The organism is Mangrovimonas sp. ST2L15, from assembly GCF_001280515.1.
GTDB classification, from domain to species: domain Bacteria; phylum Bacteroidota; class Bacteroidia; order Flavobacteriales; family Flavobacteriaceae; genus Mangrovimonas; species Mangrovimonas futianensis.
Genome location: NZ_LBIQ01000030.1, coordinates 1,777,544 through 1,795,295 on the forward strand (window position 1 = coordinate 1,777,544; position 17,752 = coordinate 1,795,295).

At 35.2% G+C, this 17,752-nt stretch carries 14 protein-coding genes; 13 read left to right on the plus strand and 1 reads right to left on the minus strand.

What is annotated here, in order from left to right; all coding sequences use genetic code 11:
• Positions 1 to 5: 5 nt before the first annotated feature.
• Complete coding sequence (locus ZA07_RS11885; RefSeq protein WP_053971890.1) at positions 6 to 767, minus strand: 5'-nucleotidase C-terminal domain-containing protein; 762 nt, start codon at positions 765 to 767, stop codon at positions 6 to 8.
• Between the two features lie 73 nt (positions 768 to 840).
• On the opposite strand from ZA07_RS11885, the gene ZA07_RS11890 reads away from it, so the two are divergent.
• The 13 genes from ZA07_RS11890 (at position 841) to coaE (ending at position 17,747) form a co-directional block, all read left to right on the plus strand.
• Positions 841 to 1,368 carry a hypothetical protein gene (locus tag ZA07_RS11890; RefSeq protein ID WP_053971891.1) on the plus strand — a complete coding sequence of 176 codons (528 nt, stop codon included), beginning with the start codon at positions 841 to 843 and terminating at the stop codon, positions 1,366 to 1,368.
• The gene (dapA, locus tag ZA07_RS11895; protein WP_053971892.1) at positions 1,361 to 2,239 is read left to right on the plus strand and encodes a 4-hydroxy-tetrahydrodipicolinate synthase; all 879 of its coding nucleotides are present in this window, start codon (positions 1,361 to 1,363) and stop codon (positions 2,237 to 2,239) included. Before ZA07_RS11890 ends, dapA begins: the two co-directional genes overlap by 8 nt.
• A gap of 116 nt (positions 2,240 to 2,355) precedes the next feature.
• Positions 2,356 to 3,168 carry an outer membrane protein assembly factor BamD gene (locus tag ZA07_RS11900; RefSeq protein ID WP_053971893.1) on the plus strand — a complete coding sequence of 271 codons (813 nt, stop codon included), beginning with the start codon at positions 2,356 to 2,358 and terminating at the stop codon, positions 3,166 to 3,168.
• 10 nt (positions 3,169 to 3,178) lie between these two features.
• Entirely contained in the window at positions 3,179 to 3,508 is a 330-nt protein-coding gene (locus tag ZA07_RS11905) for a DNA-directed RNA polymerase subunit omega (RefSeq protein ID WP_053971894.1), read from the plus strand.
• Between the two features lie 8 nt (positions 3,509 to 3,516).
• Positions 3,517 to 4,728, plus strand: a complete 1,212-nt coding sequence (gene coaBC, locus ZA07_RS11910) for a bifunctional phosphopantothenoylcysteine decarboxylase/phosphopantothenate--cysteine ligase CoaBC (RefSeq protein WP_053971895.1) — start codon at positions 3,517 to 3,519, stop codon at positions 4,726 to 4,728.
• On the plus strand, positions 4,721 to 5,608 hold the full coding sequence (locus tag ZA07_RS11915) for a DUF4835 family protein (protein ID WP_053971896.1): 888 nt from the start codon (positions 4,721 to 4,723) through the stop codon (positions 5,606 to 5,608). Before coaBC ends, ZA07_RS11915 begins: the two co-directional genes overlap by 8 nt.
• Before the next feature lie 41 nt (positions 5,609 to 5,649).
• Positions 5,650 to 7,302, plus strand: coding sequence for a DNA repair protein RecN (gene recN, locus ZA07_RS11920; RefSeq protein WP_053971897.1), 1,653 nt, complete (start codon positions 5,650 to 5,652; stop codon positions 7,300 to 7,302).
• A gap of 40 nt (positions 7,303 to 7,342) precedes the next feature.
• The gene (locus ZA07_RS11925) at positions 7,343 to 8,161 is read left to right on the plus strand and encodes an enoyl-ACP reductase (RefSeq protein WP_053971898.1); all 819 of its coding nucleotides are present in this window, start codon (positions 7,343 to 7,345) and stop codon (positions 8,159 to 8,161) included.
• A gap of 219 nt (positions 8,162 to 8,380) precedes the next feature.
• On the plus strand, positions 8,381 to 10,990 hold the full coding sequence (locus ZA07_RS11930) for a T9SS type A sorting domain-containing protein (protein WP_231628674.1): 2,610 nt from the start codon (positions 8,381 to 8,383) through the stop codon (positions 10,988 to 10,990).
• Positions 10,991 to 11,408: 418 nt separating this feature from the next.
• The gene (locus tag ZA07_RS11935; protein WP_053971900.1) at positions 11,409 to 14,549 is read left to right on the plus strand and encodes a GEVED domain-containing protein; all 3,141 of its coding nucleotides are present in this window, start codon (positions 11,409 to 11,411) and stop codon (positions 14,547 to 14,549) included.
• A gap of 641 nt (positions 14,550 to 15,190) precedes the next feature.
• Positions 15,191 to 16,195: a glycosyltransferase family 2 protein gene (locus tag ZA07_RS11940; protein WP_053972135.1), complete on the plus strand. Its 1,005-nt coding sequence runs from the start codon at positions 15,191 to 15,193 to the stop codon at positions 16,193 to 16,195.
• A 65-nt stretch (positions 16,196 to 16,260) separates the two neighbouring features.
• The gene (locus ZA07_RS11945) at positions 16,261 to 17,163 is read left to right on the plus strand and encodes a YbbR-like domain-containing protein (protein WP_231628675.1); all 903 of its coding nucleotides are present in this window, start codon (positions 16,261 to 16,263) and stop codon (positions 17,161 to 17,163) included.
• Positions 17,160 to 17,747 carry a dephospho-CoA kinase gene (gene coaE, locus ZA07_RS11950; protein WP_053971901.1) on the plus strand — a complete coding sequence of 196 codons (588 nt, stop codon included), beginning with the start codon at positions 17,160 to 17,162 and terminating at the stop codon, positions 17,745 to 17,747. The genes ZA07_RS11945 and coaE overlap by 4 nt, the downstream gene beginning before the upstream one ends.
• Positions 17,748 to 17,752 lie beyond the last annotated feature (5 nt).

The following is a 17,752-nucleotide window of genomic DNA, read 5'->3' on the forward strand; positions in this document are numbered from 1 at the left end:
TTTCCTTAATTTTCCAATTGAATAAATCGATCATCAACAACTGGAGCAATGGTGTCCGTTTTAATGAAATAATCTAGTAAAACATTTCTAATTTTATAGTCCATAGAATATACCGTATCATTGGGCTTGAAGAAATCCATACCATCACCTCCATTATAGAGGTAGTCATTTGTTGCCACATAATAGGTTTTGGCATCTTCAATAGGCTCCCCATGCATGGATGCCTCCTTTAATCCACCTTCTTTGTCTAATACCAATTTTAACCCAGAAATAGGATGCGCTCGATGTCTCGAGACTAAGTACTCAACCAGTTTGTTTACCTGACTTCCCTTAAGGGATATGACTACAACTTTGTTTTCAAAAGGCATGATTTCGTATGCGGTTCTTGTAGTTATATTTCCCTTGGAAATATGGGACCTTATCCCTCCATGGTTAAACATGACCAAATCAATATTTTTTCCAGTTCTTTTATTGAATATGGGGTTTGTTTGTTCCAATATGGCATCGGCAAATAGATTACCTATGGCTGTATTTAAATCACCATCTTTTTTAGTGTAGGTTTCCTTAGAGTAACTTAGAACACTATCCAATTCCTTATTTAAATGTTCCCTGTAAGGTTTGATGTAATCTTCAATTTCAGGATTTGTTTTAAGGGAATCTGAAATGGGAATTAATACACCTTCAATTTTGACCAATTGTTGTTTTTCCTGTTTGCAAGAAGCTAAAAGGGTGATAGCCAAAAGGAGAGAGAAAAGCTTTAGTTTCATAACTAAACTTGTATAATTTAATAATCTTTTGAAAGGACTTTTATTACCTTTGCACAAAAGTCGTAAAGATAGAATGATTTTAAAGGGATTTAAAGAAAAATCTATTAAAAAACAGTTAAATACTTTTTTAAATCAGCCCAGAGACGGGTTTGATTCTAAGAAGGTGCAAACCCTAGGAATTATTCTCAATGCTGATGAAACGATAGGGTTTGAATTGTTGAAATCTATTGGTGAAACTATTAATGTCAGGCCAAACAATATTAAGGTAGTGGCGTTTACTAAGGAGTCAAGTGAAAAGACTTTTTCGTGGAATGATTGTTTCAATCCGAAAGATTTTGATTGGAAAGGCGGTATAGCCAATCCAGAATTGGAATTGTTCCTTAAAAAGGAATTTGACCTTTTAATTAGTTATTATACTCAAGACGTTTTAGAGTTAAAATATATGACGGCTTTTTCCAAATCCAAATTAAAAGTGGGCGTTTTTGAGGCTGATCCCAGACTCAATGATTTGATCATCAAAACGAACACCAAAGACGTTGAAATATTTAAAAGTGAATTATACAAATACCTAAAGGTGTTAAATAAATTAAGTAATGAATAATAAATTTGAAGGAACTGGAGTTGCATTAGTAACGCCTTTCAACGAAGACCTAACTGTAGATTATACGGCGCTAGAAAAAATAGTTAACTATAATATAGAGAATGGTACAGATTATTTGGTAATTAGCGGAACTACTGGTGAGAGTGTGACTATTACATCTGATGAAAAAGAAAAAATCATTGGTACCATAGTAAAAGTAAATGAAGGTAGAGTCCCTCTTGTATTAGGGATAGGAGGAAACAACACATTAAAGGTGATTGAAGAAATAAAGCAAACAGATTTATCAGGAATTGATGCTATTTTATCTGTTTCTCCTTATTATAGCAAACCAACTCAAGAAGGAATTTACCAACACTTTAAAGCCATATCTGAAGCTTGTCCAATAGATATTATTTTGTATAATGTACCAGGAAGAACAGCGTCAAACATGTTTCCCGAAACAACCTTAAGGTTGGCAAAAGATTTTAAAAACATTGTGGCTGTTAAAGAGGCTGGGAATAATGTTGGACAATATCTTCAATTAATTAAAAACAAACCAGAGGATTTTATGATCATATCTGGAGATGATGATTTGGCTCTAGGAGTAGTATTGGCTGGAGGATCTGGAGTTATTTCGGTAATTGGACAAGCATTTCCCAAGGAGTTTTCAAAAATGATTCGTTTAGGTTTGGAGGGAGCTGCCAAAGACGCTTACCAAATTCATTTTAAATTAATGGATGTTACAGGTTATATTTTTTCTGAAAATAACCCTGCTGGAATCAAGGCCGTTTTGGCTGGTTTAGGTTTGTGTTTGCCAACTGTTAGATTGCCATTGGTGGAAGCTACTGATAGTCTTAAATCAAAAATTAACGAATACATCAAAAACTTCTAAAAAGTTAAAATATACTTAAACCTTAAGAGCGGAGGTAATCATCGGTTATTTTAGCCTTGGAAAAATATTTTTTAAATCCATATTAATAACCTAATTTTGCCTCCTGTTTTAAAATGATGAAGAAACTTTTTTACATACTTATAACGTTCACAATTCTAAGCTCTTGTAGCCCATACCAAAAAGCTCTAAAATCAGAAGATGTTGCATTCAAATATCAGTTGGGTGAAGAATTGTATAATCGTGGTAAGTATTCTAAGGCAAATAAATTATTTGAACAAATCGTGCCAAGTTACCGTGGTAAGCCTCAAGCAGAAAAGCTAACTTACTTAAACTCCATGGCTTATTACAATATGGAGGATTATTACTTGGCTAGTTATCATTTAGATAGGTTTTCTTCGTCTTATCCTAGAAGTGAGAAAACGGAAGAAGTTCAATTTCTAAGTGCTAAAAGTTTGTACATGCTTTCTCCAGTTTATTCTAAAGATCAAACTGAAACTAAAGAAGCCTTAGACAAGCTGCAATTATTTATCAATACCCATCCTGATTCTGAATATTTGCCAGAAGCCAACAAATTGGTGCAGGAGTTGGATTATAAATTAGAGAAAAAAGCCTTTGAAATAGCTAAGCAATACAATCAAATTGCTGGATATACAAGAGATTATGATGCTCCTATTAAGGCATTTGAAAATTTTATTTTAGATTTCCCTGGATCAAGCTTTAGAGAAGAAGCTTTGTACTACAGATTTGATTCTGCTTATCATTTAGCAATCAATAGTATTGAGTATAAAAAGCAGGAGCGTATCGAGGAAGCGATTAATTTTTACAACTCTTTTAAAAAGTCATATGGCGAATCTGAGCTTTTGGAATCTGCAGACCAAATGAAAGAGGAATTACAAACCGAGCTACAAAAGTATACTACAAAAAGTTAAATTAATGAAGATGGATTTAAAGAAAATCAAAGCGCCAGTTTCTACGGTAACTTATGATAGAAATCAAATAGATGAACAAACAGATAACATCTATGAATCGATTTCTATCATTTCAAGAAGAGCAGAGCAGATTAATTCTGAAATTAAAAAAGAATTGATAGAAAAGCTGGAAGAATTTGCTACTTACAATGACAGTTTAGAAGAAATCTTCGAAAACAAAGAGCAAATTGAAGTATCAAAGTTCTATGAGAAATTGCCTAAACCTTATGCATTGGCCATTCAAGAATGGTTAGATGATAAGATCTATTTTAGAAACACAGAGGACGACTCTAAAGTATAATATTACCTATGTCAGTATTAAGCGGCAAAAAAATACTTCTTGGCGTAAGTGCCGGTATTGCCGCTTATAAAACTGCGTCTTTGGTAAGGCTTTTTATCAAGGCAGGAGCCGAGGTAAAAGTGATTATTACGCCCAATGCCAAAGATTTTGTTACCCCTTTAACACTTTCAACTTTATCTAAAAATCCGGTTCATTCTTCTTTCTATAATGAGGAAGATGAAAATGCGATTTGGAACAACCATGTTGATTATGGTCTTTGGGCCGATTTTATGGTTGTTGCTCCAGCCACTGCCAATACCTTATCAAAAATGGCTAATGGGGTTTGCGACAATTTGTTATTGGCTGTATATCTTTCTGCAAAGTGCCCCGTATATTTTGCTCCTGCAATGGATTTGGACATGTACAAACATCCGTCTACAGACAAATCCTTTAGAACGTTGAAAGTATTTGGGAATATTATGATTCCTGCAGGTACGGGAGAGCTGGCAAGTGGCTTGGTAGGAGAAGGAAGAATGGCGGAGCCTGAGGATATTATTTCGTTCATTGAACAAGATATAATAAGTAAACTACCTCTAAAAAATAAAAAGGTTCTTATAACAGCGGGACCTACCTATGAGGCTATAGATCCAGTAAGATTCATAGGGAATCATTCCAGTGGAAAAATGGGATTTGAATTGGCCGAATGTGCTGCTTCTCTTGGAGCAGAAGTTATTTTGGTTACCGGCCCCACTTATCTTTCTACCAATAATAATTGCATTGAAGTACATCGGATAGTAAGTGCGGAGGAGATGTATCACAAGGTGCATGAATTTTATGAAACATGTGATATTGCTATTTGTTCTGCGGCTGTTTCAGACTACCGACCAAAAGTGGTGGCAGATAAAAAAATAAAAAAGGAGCAAGAAACGTTACATATAGAGTTGGTGAAGAACAAGGATATCTTGGCTTCTTTAGGAAAAATAAAGAAACAACAATTCTTAGTTGGATTTGCATTAGAGACCAATAATGAAATAGAAAATGCAAAGGAGAAACTAAAAAGAAAAAATTTAAATTTAATTGTCTTAAATTCGTTAAACGATCAAGGTGCAGGATTTAAAACACCAACTAATAAAATCACCTTATTTGACGCTCAGGAAAACTTTAAGGCCTTTGAATTGAAGTCTAAAGCTGAGGTGGCAAATGATATTTTTAATGAAATTGTGATGCATTTAAATGAATAAAATTCTTTTATATTTTTTATTGTTTGTTGGAATTCAGTCGTTTTCCCAAGAATTGAACTGTAATTTAGTTATTAATGCACAACAAACTGGAAATGAAAATTTCCAAGTTTTTACGACGCTTGAAAAGCAACTAACCGAATTTGTGAATAATACCACCTGGACTAACAAGGTGTTTAAACCACAAGAGCGCATCAATTGTAGTATGGTTATCACCATTACCAATAAAAGTGGTGACTTATACAATGGTAGTATTCAGGTTCAATCTACAAGACCAGTTTTTGGTTCTACATACAGCACACCTGTTTATAACGTTAATGATAAGAACTTTTCATTTAGGTATCAGGAATTCCAAAATATGGTGTTTAACCCCAATCAATTTCAGTCCAATTTGATATCTGTTATAGCATTTCATGTTTATATGATTTTAGGTGTAGATGCCGATACATTTGCCTTACAAGGCGGTGAGGCTTATTTTCAACAAGCTAGAACCATTGTGAATTACTCACAGCAAGAAGGGTTTTCTGGATGGAAATTGGAAGATGGGTTGCAAACACGATTTGCTTTAATTGAGACCATTCAATCCCAAACTTATAAAGAGTATCGCCAAGTATTATATGATTATCATCGGGAGGGCATGGACCTAATGTATGAAGATGTGAAAGCTGCTAAGAAAAATGTGGCAGATGCCATTATAGAATTAGAGCCTATGAATAATAGAAGACCTAATTCTTACTTAATGCGCACATTTTTTGATGCTAAAGCCGATGAGATCGAACAGGTTTTCTCTGATGGACCTAGCGTTGAAATTACCAAGTTAACTAGTGTGCTTAACAAAATTGCGCCTATCCATGCCGGTAAATGGCGTTCTATTAAATTTTAGTCGTAATTTAGAATTTCCTAACTTCTCTATATTTCGAGAATATGTTAACATCCCTAACCATAAAAAATTATGCGTTAATTGACCACTTACAGGTTCAATTCAATCAAGGACTTACCATTATAACCGGTGAGACAGGAGCAGGTAAATCCATCCTATTAGGAGGTTTGTCCCTTATTTTAGGAAAGCGTGCAGATTTATCTTCACTTAAGGATTCTGAAAAGAAATGCATTATTGAGGCTGTTTTTGATGTGAAACATTATGATTTGGCAGATTTATTCAAGGAAGAAGACCTAGATTATGAGCCTCAAACTATTATCAGAAGGGAAATTTTGCCTTCGGGTAAATCTAGAGCTTTTGTCAACGACTCACCTGTTAACTTATCCAGTTTACAGGCGTTAAGCAAACGATTAATTGATATTCATTCGCAACATGAAACACTTCAAATAACCGAGGATGATTTTCAATTCCAGATTATTGATGCTTTAGCAGCTAATGGATCTAGTGTAAGTACTTATAAAGACTTGTTTAGAGAGTTTCGATCGCTTCAAAGTAATTTAGACAGTTTGCTTAAGCAAAAAGCAGAGGCTATAAAAGAGTATGATTACCATGCTTTTTTATTGAATGAGTTGGAGGAAGCCAAACTAGACAGTGAAGATTTGGAAGCTTTGGAGGAAGAATATGAAATGCTGAACAATGTTGAGGAAATTCAGGAAAAACTAGCGCATGCGGTAAGCTTATTGAGCGAAGAAGAAATCGGGGTTTTAAAATCTTTAACCGAACTTAAAAACCAATTTCAAGGTTTGTCAGGATTTGGATCTAAATACCAAGACTTGTACGAACGTATCAATAGCGCATTAATTGAATTGGATGACGTTTTCTCAGAAATAGAAAATTTGAAGGATGGGGTGGAAACAGATCCTAACAGATTAGAATTTGTCAATGGCAGGCTACAGGTCATTAATAATTTGTTTACAAAACACCTGGTAGATTCGATACCAGAACTGCTTACAATCAAACAAGAGTTGGGAGAGAAGGTTTCTAAGACCGAAAATTTAGACGAAGAAATTTCTGAATTGGAAAATAAGATTCTACTCAAAGAAAAGGCTCTTAATCAAGCAGCTAAAGAAATTCATGAAAACAGACAAAAAGTAATACCTTCCTTGATACAGCAATTGAAAGATATTTTGTCTCAGTTGGGTATGCCTAATGCGCAATTCAAAATAGAATTACAGCTGGTCAACCAATTTCTCCAAAACGGAAAAGACCAAATAGCCTTTTTGTTTGTGGCTAACAAAGGAGGAAACTTTAATGAGCTTAAAAAAGCGGCGTCTGGTGGAGAGTTATCACGAATTATGTTGGCTGTGAAGGCCATTTTATCTAATTACGTTCAATTACCTACCATCATGTTTGATGAGATAGATACGGGTGTATCAGGCGAGATTTCGCATAAAATGGGACAAATTATGTTGGATATGAGTAAAAACATGCAGGTTTTTGCAATTACCCACTTACCTCAAATCGCCGCAAAGGGGCATAGTCATTTTAAAGTGTACAAGGAAGATAAGGAGGATGTTACAGAAACTAACCTGGTTAAATTAAACCATGATGAACGAATTATTGAGATTGCCCAAATGCTGGGAGGGGTTGAAATTTCAAATTCAGCCATAGCTCATGCCAAACAATTATTGAATTAATACTATCTTTGAATTTTAAAACCATCGTAATAATAAGAATATGTCGTACAATTTATTAAAAGGTAAAAAAGGAATCATTTTTGGAGCTTTAGATGAAAACTCTATTGCATGGAAAACGGCAGAAAGAGTTCATGAAGAAGGAGGGACTTTCGTGCTTACCAATGCGCCAATTGCCATGAGAATGGGGCAAATAAAAGACTTGGCAGAAAAAACAGGCTCTGAAATTATTCCAGCCGACGCCACATCTGTGGAAGACCTTGACAATTTGGTTGAAAAATCCATGGAAATTTTAGGCGGAAAGATAGACTTTGTACTTCATTCAATTGGGATGTCCATTAATGTGAGAAAGGGCAGACACTATACAGACCAAAATTATGAATGGACTCAAAAAGGAACAGACGTTTCTGCGATGTCCTTTCACAAAGTCATGCAATCTTTATACAAAGCTGATGCCATGAATGAGTGGGGAAGTATTGTGGCCCTTACCTATATGGCAGCACAGAGAGTGTTTCCAGATTATAATGACATGGCTGATAACAAGGCGTATTTAGAAAGTATCGCCAGAAGTTTTGGGTATTTCTTTGGTAAAGAGAAAAAAGTAAGAGTCAATACCATTTCACAATCACCAACCCCAACTACTGCTGGACAAGGAGTTAAAGGATTTGATGGGTTTATCAATTATGCAGATAAAATGTCGCCTTTAGGAAACGCCAGTGCATTGGATTGTGCTAATTACACGATTTCTTTATTTAGTGATTTAACTAAGATGGTGACTTTGCAAAACCTGTTTCATGATGGTGGTTTCAGTAATATGGGAGTGAGCCAGGAAGTTATGGAGGCTTTTGCTCCAGAAGAATAAAGTAAAATATTTAGTTTCAATAATTTAAAGGTGTCCAATGGGCGCCTTTTTTTGTGAGGTAATTCGTCGTTTAAAATGTAAGTTTTATCGATTTGATAGGATTGTTCACTATTGTTCAATGAGTTATGTTTAATTTGAAAGCTTAACTATTTATTAATCTATTGAAAACTTATTATGCGAAAAATTACGTTTTTATGTTTTATTGTTTTATTGGCCTTTATGGGGTCAATACACGCCCAAAGCACCATTAATATTACAACATCTGGTGGGAGCTGGACGGGTGAAAAGTGGGTAAGTATAACCACTGAAATAAATGGAGGCGGTACTCAAATTTGGGGTCAAGGAAATGGTACTCAATGTGATGGAGCTGGCCTAATTAATGTTGATATTGAGATCGATCCAGGAACATATTTTGTTAATTGCTATGATCAGTATGATGATGGCTGGGATGGAACTCTTATCACCGTTACCGCTTATGGTGATGTTATAGGAAATAATGGAGGGGTATCTCCAGATGATGGTGAGGACACAGATTCAGCAAATAGTTGTGAAGGAACACCAGAAGAATTGGAAGCTTCATTTCAAATTATTGTACCAGAAGCACCAAGTTGTTTGATGCCTTCTGGTTTAACAGCTTCAGAAATAACCACTTCATCAGCAATATTATCTTGGACTGAGGAAGGAACTGCTTCAATTTACAATGTAGAAGTGGTAGAAGCTGGAGTAACTCCAACAGAAAACCCAACCGATTCCGGTGTGGCTATCGGCTTTACCAAAACAGGTTTAAGTGTATATACGGAATATGACTACTATGTGCAAGCCGATTGTGAGGGTAATGGAACCAGTGATTGGGTAGGCCCATATTCGTTTACGACACTTCCAACGCCACCAGCAAATGATGAATGTTCTGATGCTGTTTCTTTAACAGTCAATGCCGACTATGATTGTGCTGTTGTTACTAATGGGACAATATTAGGAGCCACAGATTCTGGAGTTGATAATTGTGGTGGCACACCAGACGATGATGTATGGTATAGCTTTGTGGCGACTGATGAAGTTCATATGGTATCTTTAATTAATGTTTCAGGATCAACAGTTGATATGTACCACGCTATTTATGACGGTTCTTCTGGTTGTGGTTCTTTAGGGGAACCTTTGGAGTGTAATGATGGTGATTCTTCTGAATTGGATGGACTTACCCCAGGAAATACCTATTACGTTCAAGTATTTACTTGGACATCAGCAGGAGGCCATACTTCTGTTTTTGATATATGTATTGGAACATTGCCTTGTTTGGAAGGAGAGGCCACTGGAACAATTGTTTCTGATTGTGATAACACGCAATTCTCAATTGATGTTGAAGTGACGAATCAAGAGGATATTACTGATTTAACCGATGGAACCACTACAATTGAAGTAACTGGAGAAGGAACTTATACTTTCGGACCTTATGCTAGTGGCACTACCGTAAACATCGAAGCGCTTCATACAGATGATTATTGCGATTTTGAGGTGGATGAGTTTTATTTTCAATGCCCTGAGGAAATTATTTGTGGTAGTACATTAAGTGAAACTTATTGCTATGAAAATAATGAAAGTGTGGTTTTTAGCTACGTTTCAAGTGACGGTGTTAGTCCTTTGCTCATTGAATTTTCCCAAGGGACTTTAGAGTATGATTCTTGGTGGGGTGAGACTTATGACGATTTGGTAATTTATGATGGTCCTGACAATACAGGAATTGTTCTATTTGACAGTGATTTCGATGGAAGTGATTTGACTGGACTAAGTTTCCAAGCTAATTCAGGAAGTATTTATATGGAATTTGAATCTGATGGTATAGGATCATGTGGTGAAGGCACGGAAACATCTTGGGCGTATGATATATCTTGTGTGTCTTGTGTCCCTGCAGATGTCATAGCAGGAGTGGTTCCTAACTGTGATTCAGATGAATTTTTTGTAGAAATTGGAATTGAAACGGTTGATGATTATGGTGACTTAGTAACCCTTACTGATGGTGCTGGTCAGTCTGAAACAGTCAGTACATCTCAGTCTTTATATATTTTTGGTCCTTACCCTAATGGTACAGAAGTGACTATTACCGCAGAACACTCAGATGCTGTCTGTGACTTTGAAGTAGGTACATGGGAATATTATTGCCCACCTGCAAATGATGATTGTGAAGGGGCAGAAATGCTGACGGTAGGACCTTCAATTGAAGCCTATCCAATAGACGGGACAGTTGGTGGAGCAACTGGAGATGCAGAGCCAAATGATTGTGGGTCTAATGGTCCTGGTGTATGGTATGCTGTTGTTGTACCAGCGAATGGAAGCGTCAATATTGAAACAGCTACAGATTCAAATGGGACGACCGGATTTGATTCTGTAATTGAAGCATTTTCTGGGTCTTGTGGTTCACTGACATCGATTGATTGTGATGATGACGGTGCCGCTACTGGAAACTATTCGCTTCTTGAATTGAATGACCTGACACCTGGTGAAACGATTTACGTAAGAGTTTGGGAGTTTGGAGGAAATGAAACAGAACCTTTTTCAATTTCTGCCTATAATGAAACCTTATCAACTCAGGATTTTGATACCCAAGAATTGTTTTCTTATTTCCCTAACCCGGTTGAAAACAGTTTAACCATTAAGGCACAACAAGCCATTGAATTGGTTGAGGTGTACAACATGTTAGGTCAAATGGTTGCCAATGAATCACCAAATAACATTGAAGGTATCATTGATATGAGTAACCTTGCAGCTGGAGCTTATTTTGTAAAAGTAACTATAGGAAATAGTACTGAAACAATTAGAATAGTGAAGAAATAAAAACACTGATTTTAATACAGTTTAATCAATATATAAAAAGGTTGCCCATGGGCAACCTTTTTTGTGTTTTATCATTATTCTCAGCTATGGAATTAAAAATTTTAAAATTTAACGTTAAAAATTAAGATTTATTCTTACTTTAAGAGTTATTATAAGATAGAAGCATTTCTATTTTTTGACTCTACCTGATAACATTTTTCTCGTCCTCAAATTATAACCAATGTTCAATCAGGTTAAATTTATCCGATAAATTCACAATTTTATGTATTTCCTACTAATCAATGTAATCATTAGGATAAATTATTAATAATTTAAAACTGAAATTGAAATATTAAATTATAATTAAATTTTTGTTAATTGTTTTAAAGTATTACTTTTCGGTTCTAATTACTCCTATAAAACTTTAATTAATAAGCGTATGAAAAAAATTACATTTTGGCTTTTTGCTTTTATTTTTTGTGCAATGACTTGGCAGATGAATGCGCAGGTTTTTGTATACGAGAATTTCGATTCTGGTACACCTTCGGGTTGGTCAAACTCTTACACCAATACTTCTACACAAGCATGTTCCGGAAATTCTCAAAGGCGAAATCTTTATTCTTGGTCAACTACTGCAGATTTAACGAGCCCTAATTATGTCGGGGCTTCCAATGAGACAGATTTAGGCTTTTCCTTTGATTATAAAATTGTAAATTATTCAGATCAAACAGTAGCTACCTCTGCTGGTTGGGGAACAGCTGAATTTCAGTATTCTTTGGATGATGGTGCCAATTGGACAACAGTATTTACCATTAATGATGATAATCACATTGTAAGTAATGAATGTGCCAATATGGGTGGTGTTATTCCGGCGGCCTCTTTACCAGAAGGATCAGATGTTAAACTGAGAATATATAATGTCTGGGCAACAGGTGATTATTATTTTTATGTGGATAACTTTTTTGCCAGTCAGGAAATTGTATTGCCTCCTAATTGTGATGCAGGTCTTGCTTTTCCAGCTGATGGAGCAGTCAATGCTCCAACTACAGGAGATATTTCCTGGGATGTAGCTACTGGTGCACCGCTTGGTTACAGTTTGACTGTAGGTACCACCTCAGGTGGCTCAGAAGTATTTTCTGGAGATGTTGGCAATGTGACTAGTTATTCTTTGGGAACCTTAGATCCTGCAACCTTGTATTATGTCTCTATTGTTCCATATAATGACAATGGTGATGCAACTGAGTGTTCTGAATATTCATTTACAACGGTAGCTATGCCTACCTGTACTGCTAATTTAGTTGCCACACCAGATCCAGAGTGTGGAAACATTGGTTCTACCTCATTGACTTGGGATGCCTTGGATATAGCAGATGGATATTATTTAAACCTGGGAACAACTCCCGGAGGAACTGATGTCTATAATAATGAAGATTTAGGTGATGTAACAATGTATTCAGTTCCTGGTGATTTACAAGATGCAGGAATAACATATTATTGGACCATATTACCTTATAATACAGCAGGTTCAGCTGTTGATTGTGCCGAGGAAACTTATACGACTTCCGAAAATTTATGTTATTGTACTTCTGTTCCAACCAGTGTAGACGGACAGGGAATTACCAACGTTTTATTGGGAGACACAGATTTTCCTATCACCTATGAAGCAGACGGTGCATTTTATGAAGATTTAACTGGTGCCCCAGTTGATGTTTATACAAGTATCAATACCGTCTTAGAGTTAACAATTAGCACAGGTACTTATAATTACGGTGCATTTGTTTGGATCGATTACAATGATGATTCAGATTTTGATGATGATGGTGAATTGGTATTTACTCCAGATGATACACCAATGTCAAACAGCTTTTTAGATTTGTCATTTACTATTCCTGCAGACGCTGTTTTGGGAGAGCATAGAATGCGAATTATTATGGACTGGAATGGTAACCAAACTGAAGGACCTTGTTATAGTGGTTCTTATGGGCATTCTGTTGATGTTGATATCAATATAATGGAATCTACCTGTACACCAGGAGTTGCTGAAGGATCTTTAATAGAAGATTGTGATAACAGTCAGTTTTTTGTTGATGTAGAGGTGACAGAAGTTGGTGATATAATTGAATTAACAGATGGAACAACTACTTTATCAGTAACTGAGACAGGTGTGTTTAGCTTTGGACCATATGATGATGCTTCCGAAGCAACCATTTCTGCAGTACATTCAGATGCCGTTTGTGACTTTGAAGTAGGGACATTTACAAATACTTGTCCAATACCTGGTCAAATTTGTGAAACAGCAATTCCTATTACTGCATTGCCATATGATACCAATGATAGTACAGCTAATTATTTTGATGACTATTCTGGATCTCCAGGAAATTGTAATAGCAGTAGCTATTTAAATGGGGATGATGTGTTTTATCAGTATGATGCTGTTGCAGATAGTAACTTGTTGATTAGTCTTTATGATTTATCAGATAATTATGCAGGGTTATTTGTTTATACTTCTTGTGAAGATATAGGAACCAACTGTATTGCTTCGGTTTCTAATGGTTGGGGTTCTGGTGACCTTTCTTTTGAGTTGGAGGTTACTGAGGGAACTAGTTATTATTTTGTGATTTCTACTTGGGCTTCTCCTCAAAGTACGGAGTATGGTTTCAGTATTATTGAGTACAATTGTGTGCAAGGTGTGGCTGAAGCTACAGTAGATTCAGATTGTGATAATGATCAATTTTATATAGATGTAGAAGTGTCAGAAGTAGGTGATATGATTCAATTAAATGACGGAACTACTACTTTGGATGTTACAGCTGCTGGCACATATACCTTTGGACCATATGTTAATGGTTCAGAAATAACTGTTTCTGGGGTACATGCAGATTCGAGCTGTGATTTTGTAGTTGGAACGGTTGCTTATTCCTGTCCTATACCTGGTCAAATTTGTGAGACAGCTATAGAAATAGTTGAATTACCATATTTAACTAGCGATGATACTGCAAATTACTTTGATGATTATGAAAATGGTTCAAGTAGTTGTAGTTCTTATTATATGAGTGGAGATGATGTAGTGTATTCCTTCACGCCAGATACAGATGATGTGTACACCATTACTTTAAGCAATTTAGGATCAACATGGTCTGGACTTCATGTTTTAGACGGGTGTCCAAACACTGATCCTACCTGTGTAGGATTCGCAGGAAGCTCAAATAGTGATGATAGAATTGTGGAGGTTGAGTTGTTTGCAGGTTCAACGTATTATATTATAGTTTCTACCTGGGCGTCTCCTCAAAGCACCACTTATGATTTGAGTATTGAAACAGAATCGCTTTCAGTGCAAGATGTGACCATGGACAATTTATTTGAGTTTTACCCTAATCCGGTTTCTGAAACTTTAAATATTAAAGCAAAACAAGTTGTTGAAAAGGTTGAGGTATATAATACTTTGGGTCAAATAGTATTAACTAATTTGCCTAACAATACCAATCCGGTTTTAAATATGAATCAATTAAAATCAGGAACCTATTTTGTTAAAGTATCCATCAACGGTTTGACAGAAACTATTAGAATTGTCAAAAAGTAGATGATTTAGTTTTAAATTTTAAGATTATAAAAAAAGCCACCTTCAATAAGGTGGCTTTTTTTTATAAAAAGTACAAAGCCTTATAATTTACTAGAAGCGAGTTATAAAAGATTTGTTTGCAGTGTTTTATATTTAAAATACACCTAGTTTAATACCTGTTTTATTTGTCAATTTTAAATTCCTTTTGATTACATTCTGTAATTTATTTGGTTAATTCAGTTAAATTTTGTTGATTTGAAAGTATTTTTTCGCATAAATACTATTGATTAATAACTTGATGAGATTATCAATTAAGCATTGATTTTTTCATTTGTTGCCAATTTGAATGCCCAATTGGGCATTCAAATTTTGCATTAACGGAGCAGGGAAAGAGGAAAGGTAAGGTAAGAGAGCTCTCGCTTAAGGCTACAATCAACCCTAAAATGATACTTTGGTTTTCTTCAAACCATTGAAGGAATAAGAAATGAAAATAAACAGAATAGGGAGAGTTGCTTTATTTCTCTCTTTTAATTTTAATAATTGGTTCCACTAAAACGATTAGATTCATTTAAGAATAGATGCGTCTACTTAACTAACCAACTATGCAAAAGCCACCCTCATTTTGGGTGGCTTTTTTTATGTGCTTTAACTACATTTGTTTTATGGAATTGAGATTTTCATTTATAATACCCATTTATAACCGACCCCAAGAACTTGAAGAGTTGTTAATGAGCCTCAGTCAACTGCATGCACACGCTCCCTTTGAGGTCGTAGTAGTGGAGGATGGGTCAACAATTTCCTCTAAAGAGGTTGTGAATGAATACGCTGAAAAGCTAAATATTTCTTACTATTATAAAGAGAATTCAGGTCCTGGCGATTCAAGAAATTATGGAATGAAACGTGCCAAAGGGAATTATTTTCTCATTCTGGATTCAGATTGTATCATGCCCAAAGATTACTTGGTTGAAGTAGAGAGAAGTTTGGCTGATAGTTTTGTTCATTGTTTTGGAGGGCCTGACGCAGCTCATGAGACTTTTTCCAATTTGCAAAAGGCGATTAATTTTTCCATGACATCTTTTTTGACTACAGGGGGCATTAGAGGTGGAAATGAATCGGTTGATAAGTTTCAACCCAGAAGTTTTAACATGGGATTATCTAAAGAGGCTTTCCAAGCCTGTGGTGGCTTTGGAACCATTCATCCAGGTGAAGATCCTGATTTAACGCTCAGATTATGGAATTTAGGTTATGAAACTAGATTAATACCTTCAGCATTTGTGTATCACAAAAGACGAATCTCATGGAAAAAATTCTACCAACAAGTGAGAAAATTTGGTTTGGTGCGGCCCATTTTGAACCATTGGCACCCCACTTCCAAAAAAATCACCTATTGGTTTCCTAGTCTTTTTGTTTTGGGTTTTATGGTCTCATTAATTTTAGTGATTTTTAAAATCTATTGGCTGTTCTTTTGTTATATGGCTTATCTTGGAATAGGTTTTGCGATAAGTTTGTGGAATAACAAAAGCTTTACTGTAGCCATATTGAGTGTCCCTGCAATTCTTGTTCAGTTTGTGGGATATGGTTTCGGTTTTTTGGAATCCACAATTAAAATTGGTTTCTTGAAAAGAAATCCGGAGAAAAGTTTCCCTAAATTATTTTTTAAACATTAATGGTTGCCTACTTAAAATCTAAAATATTATCATCTTTTAAGAGTAAAAAAATAAATGTGTTTTTATTGTTTTTACTTTTTTCATTTATTGTTTTGGTGTTTCTGAAACTCTCTAGCGTTTATACCAAAACCATTAGATTTCAAGTAAACCGTTTAAATGTTCCTGAGAACCATGTCATATTAAACAATAATAATCAAGTATTAAATTTATCAGTTAGAACGAGCGGATTTAACTTGTTGAAGTACTATTACAAGAACCCGCAAATTGACATCGACTTTAAACGCAATCTATTTATTAAAGACAGTACTTATTATTGGATTCAGAGTAAAGGTTTTTCAGCTATTAATGATCAATTTGCTAAGGATGTAGAGATTATTAGCATGACGCCAGATACTTTAAAGTTTCGATTTGATGTTAATGCTGTAAAGAAAGTGCCAATACAATCAGAAGTTCATTTAAATTTTCAACCTGGTTACGATTTGTTGGAAGATATCAGCATTGAGCCCGATAGTATCAAAATAATCGGCCCCGAAATGTTGGTTTCAAAAATTAAATCCATTAAAACGGATTCTTTAGTGATCAACAATATTCAAGCTGATATTCATCAAGTGGTGACATTAAAATTACCTGACAATAAAGAGGAAAATTTGGTTTTTTCTCATAGCAAAGTTTTAATAGAGGGACGTGTGGAGAAATTTACAGAAGGACAATTAAAATTGCCTGTTAATGTCATTAATGTGCCACAGGATATTAATTTGAAATATTTCCCTAGAAAAATATCAGTTACATATTCCTCTAGTTTGTCTAACTTTAATTCCATTAAGGCTGGAGATTTTAAGGTTGTTTGTGATTTTGACAAGGTAGTGGAAGGTACCAATTACTTGGTTCCAGAAATTGTACAAAAGTCAAACCATGCAAGACATGTGAAAATGTCGAAACAACCTATTGAATTTATTATTTTAAAATGATGATTGTAGGATTGACAGGTGGTATAGGATCTGGGAAAACTACCGTTGCTAAGATGTTTCAGGAGTTTAATATACCCATTTATATAGCCGATGATGAGGCTAAAAAACTTATGGTGACATCCAAATTTATAAAGAGGAAGTTGATAGCCTTATTTGGGGATAACGTGTATGTTCAGGGTCAGTTAAATAAACCTTTGATTTCCCAAGCTATTTTTAATGATAAGGAAAAGTTGAAACAAATGAATGCCATCGTTCATCCGCGTGTTGGCCAACATTTTGATCGTTGGGTCAAAAAGCAAAATACTCCTTATGTGTTGAAGGAATCAGCTATTCTATTTGAAAGTGGTGGAGCTGATCAATGTGATTTAATAGTTACCGTAACAGCACCAAAAGAAATTAGAATTGAAAGAGTGCTAGAGCGAGATGACTCCTCAAAAGAGAAGGTTGAGTCTATTATGGCCAATCAACTTGGAGAAAAAGAAAAAATAGCGAAATCGAATTTCGTAATCCACAATTTAAATCTGGAAGAAACCCAAAAACAAGTTCGCGAAATTCATCTGAAAATTCTTCAAAAAGTAGGATGAACCTT

Coding starts and splice junctions, on each gene's coding strand:
- ZA07_RS11885 (WP_053971890.1), bottom strand. CDS start 767: ATGAAACTAAAGCTTTTCTCTCTCCTTTTGGCTATCACCCTTTTAGCT.
- ZA07_RS11890 (WP_053971891.1), top strand. CDS start 841: ATGATTTTAAAGGGATTTAAAGAAAAATCTATTAAAAAACAGTTAAAT.
- dapA (WP_053971892.1), top strand. CDS start 1,361: ATGAATAATAAATTTGAAGGAACTGGAGTTGCATTAGTAACGCCTTTC.
- ZA07_RS11900 (WP_053971893.1), top strand. CDS start 2,356: ATGAAGAAACTTTTTTACATACTTATAACGTTCACAATTCTAAGCTCT.
- ZA07_RS11905 (WP_053971894.1), top strand. CDS start 3,179: ATGGATTTAAAGAAAATCAAAGCGCCAGTTTCTACGGTAACTTATGAT.
- coaBC (WP_053971895.1), top strand. CDS start 3,517: ATGTCAGTATTAAGCGGCAAAAAAATACTTCTTGGCGTAAGTGCCGGT.
- ZA07_RS11915 (WP_053971896.1), top strand. CDS start 4,721: ATGAATAAAATTCTTTTATATTTTTTATTGTTTGTTGGAATTCAGTCG.
- recN (WP_053971897.1), top strand. CDS start 5,650: ATGTTAACATCCCTAACCATAAAAAATTATGCGTTAATTGACCACTTA.
- ZA07_RS11925 (WP_053971898.1), top strand. CDS start 7,343: ATGTCGTACAATTTATTAAAAGGTAAAAAAGGAATCATTTTTGGAGCT.
- ZA07_RS11930 (WP_231628674.1), top strand. CDS start 8,381: ATGGGGTCAATACACGCCCAAAGCACCATTAATATTACAACATCTGGT.
- ZA07_RS11935 (WP_053971900.1), top strand. CDS start 11,409: ATGAAAAAAATTACATTTTGGCTTTTTGCTTTTATTTTTTGTGCAATG.
- ZA07_RS11940 (WP_053972135.1), top strand. CDS start 15,191: ATGGAATTGAGATTTTCATTTATAATACCCATTTATAACCGACCCCAA.
- coaE (WP_053971901.1), top strand. CDS start 17,160: ATGATGATTGTAGGATTGACAGGTGGTATAGGATCTGGGAAAACTACC.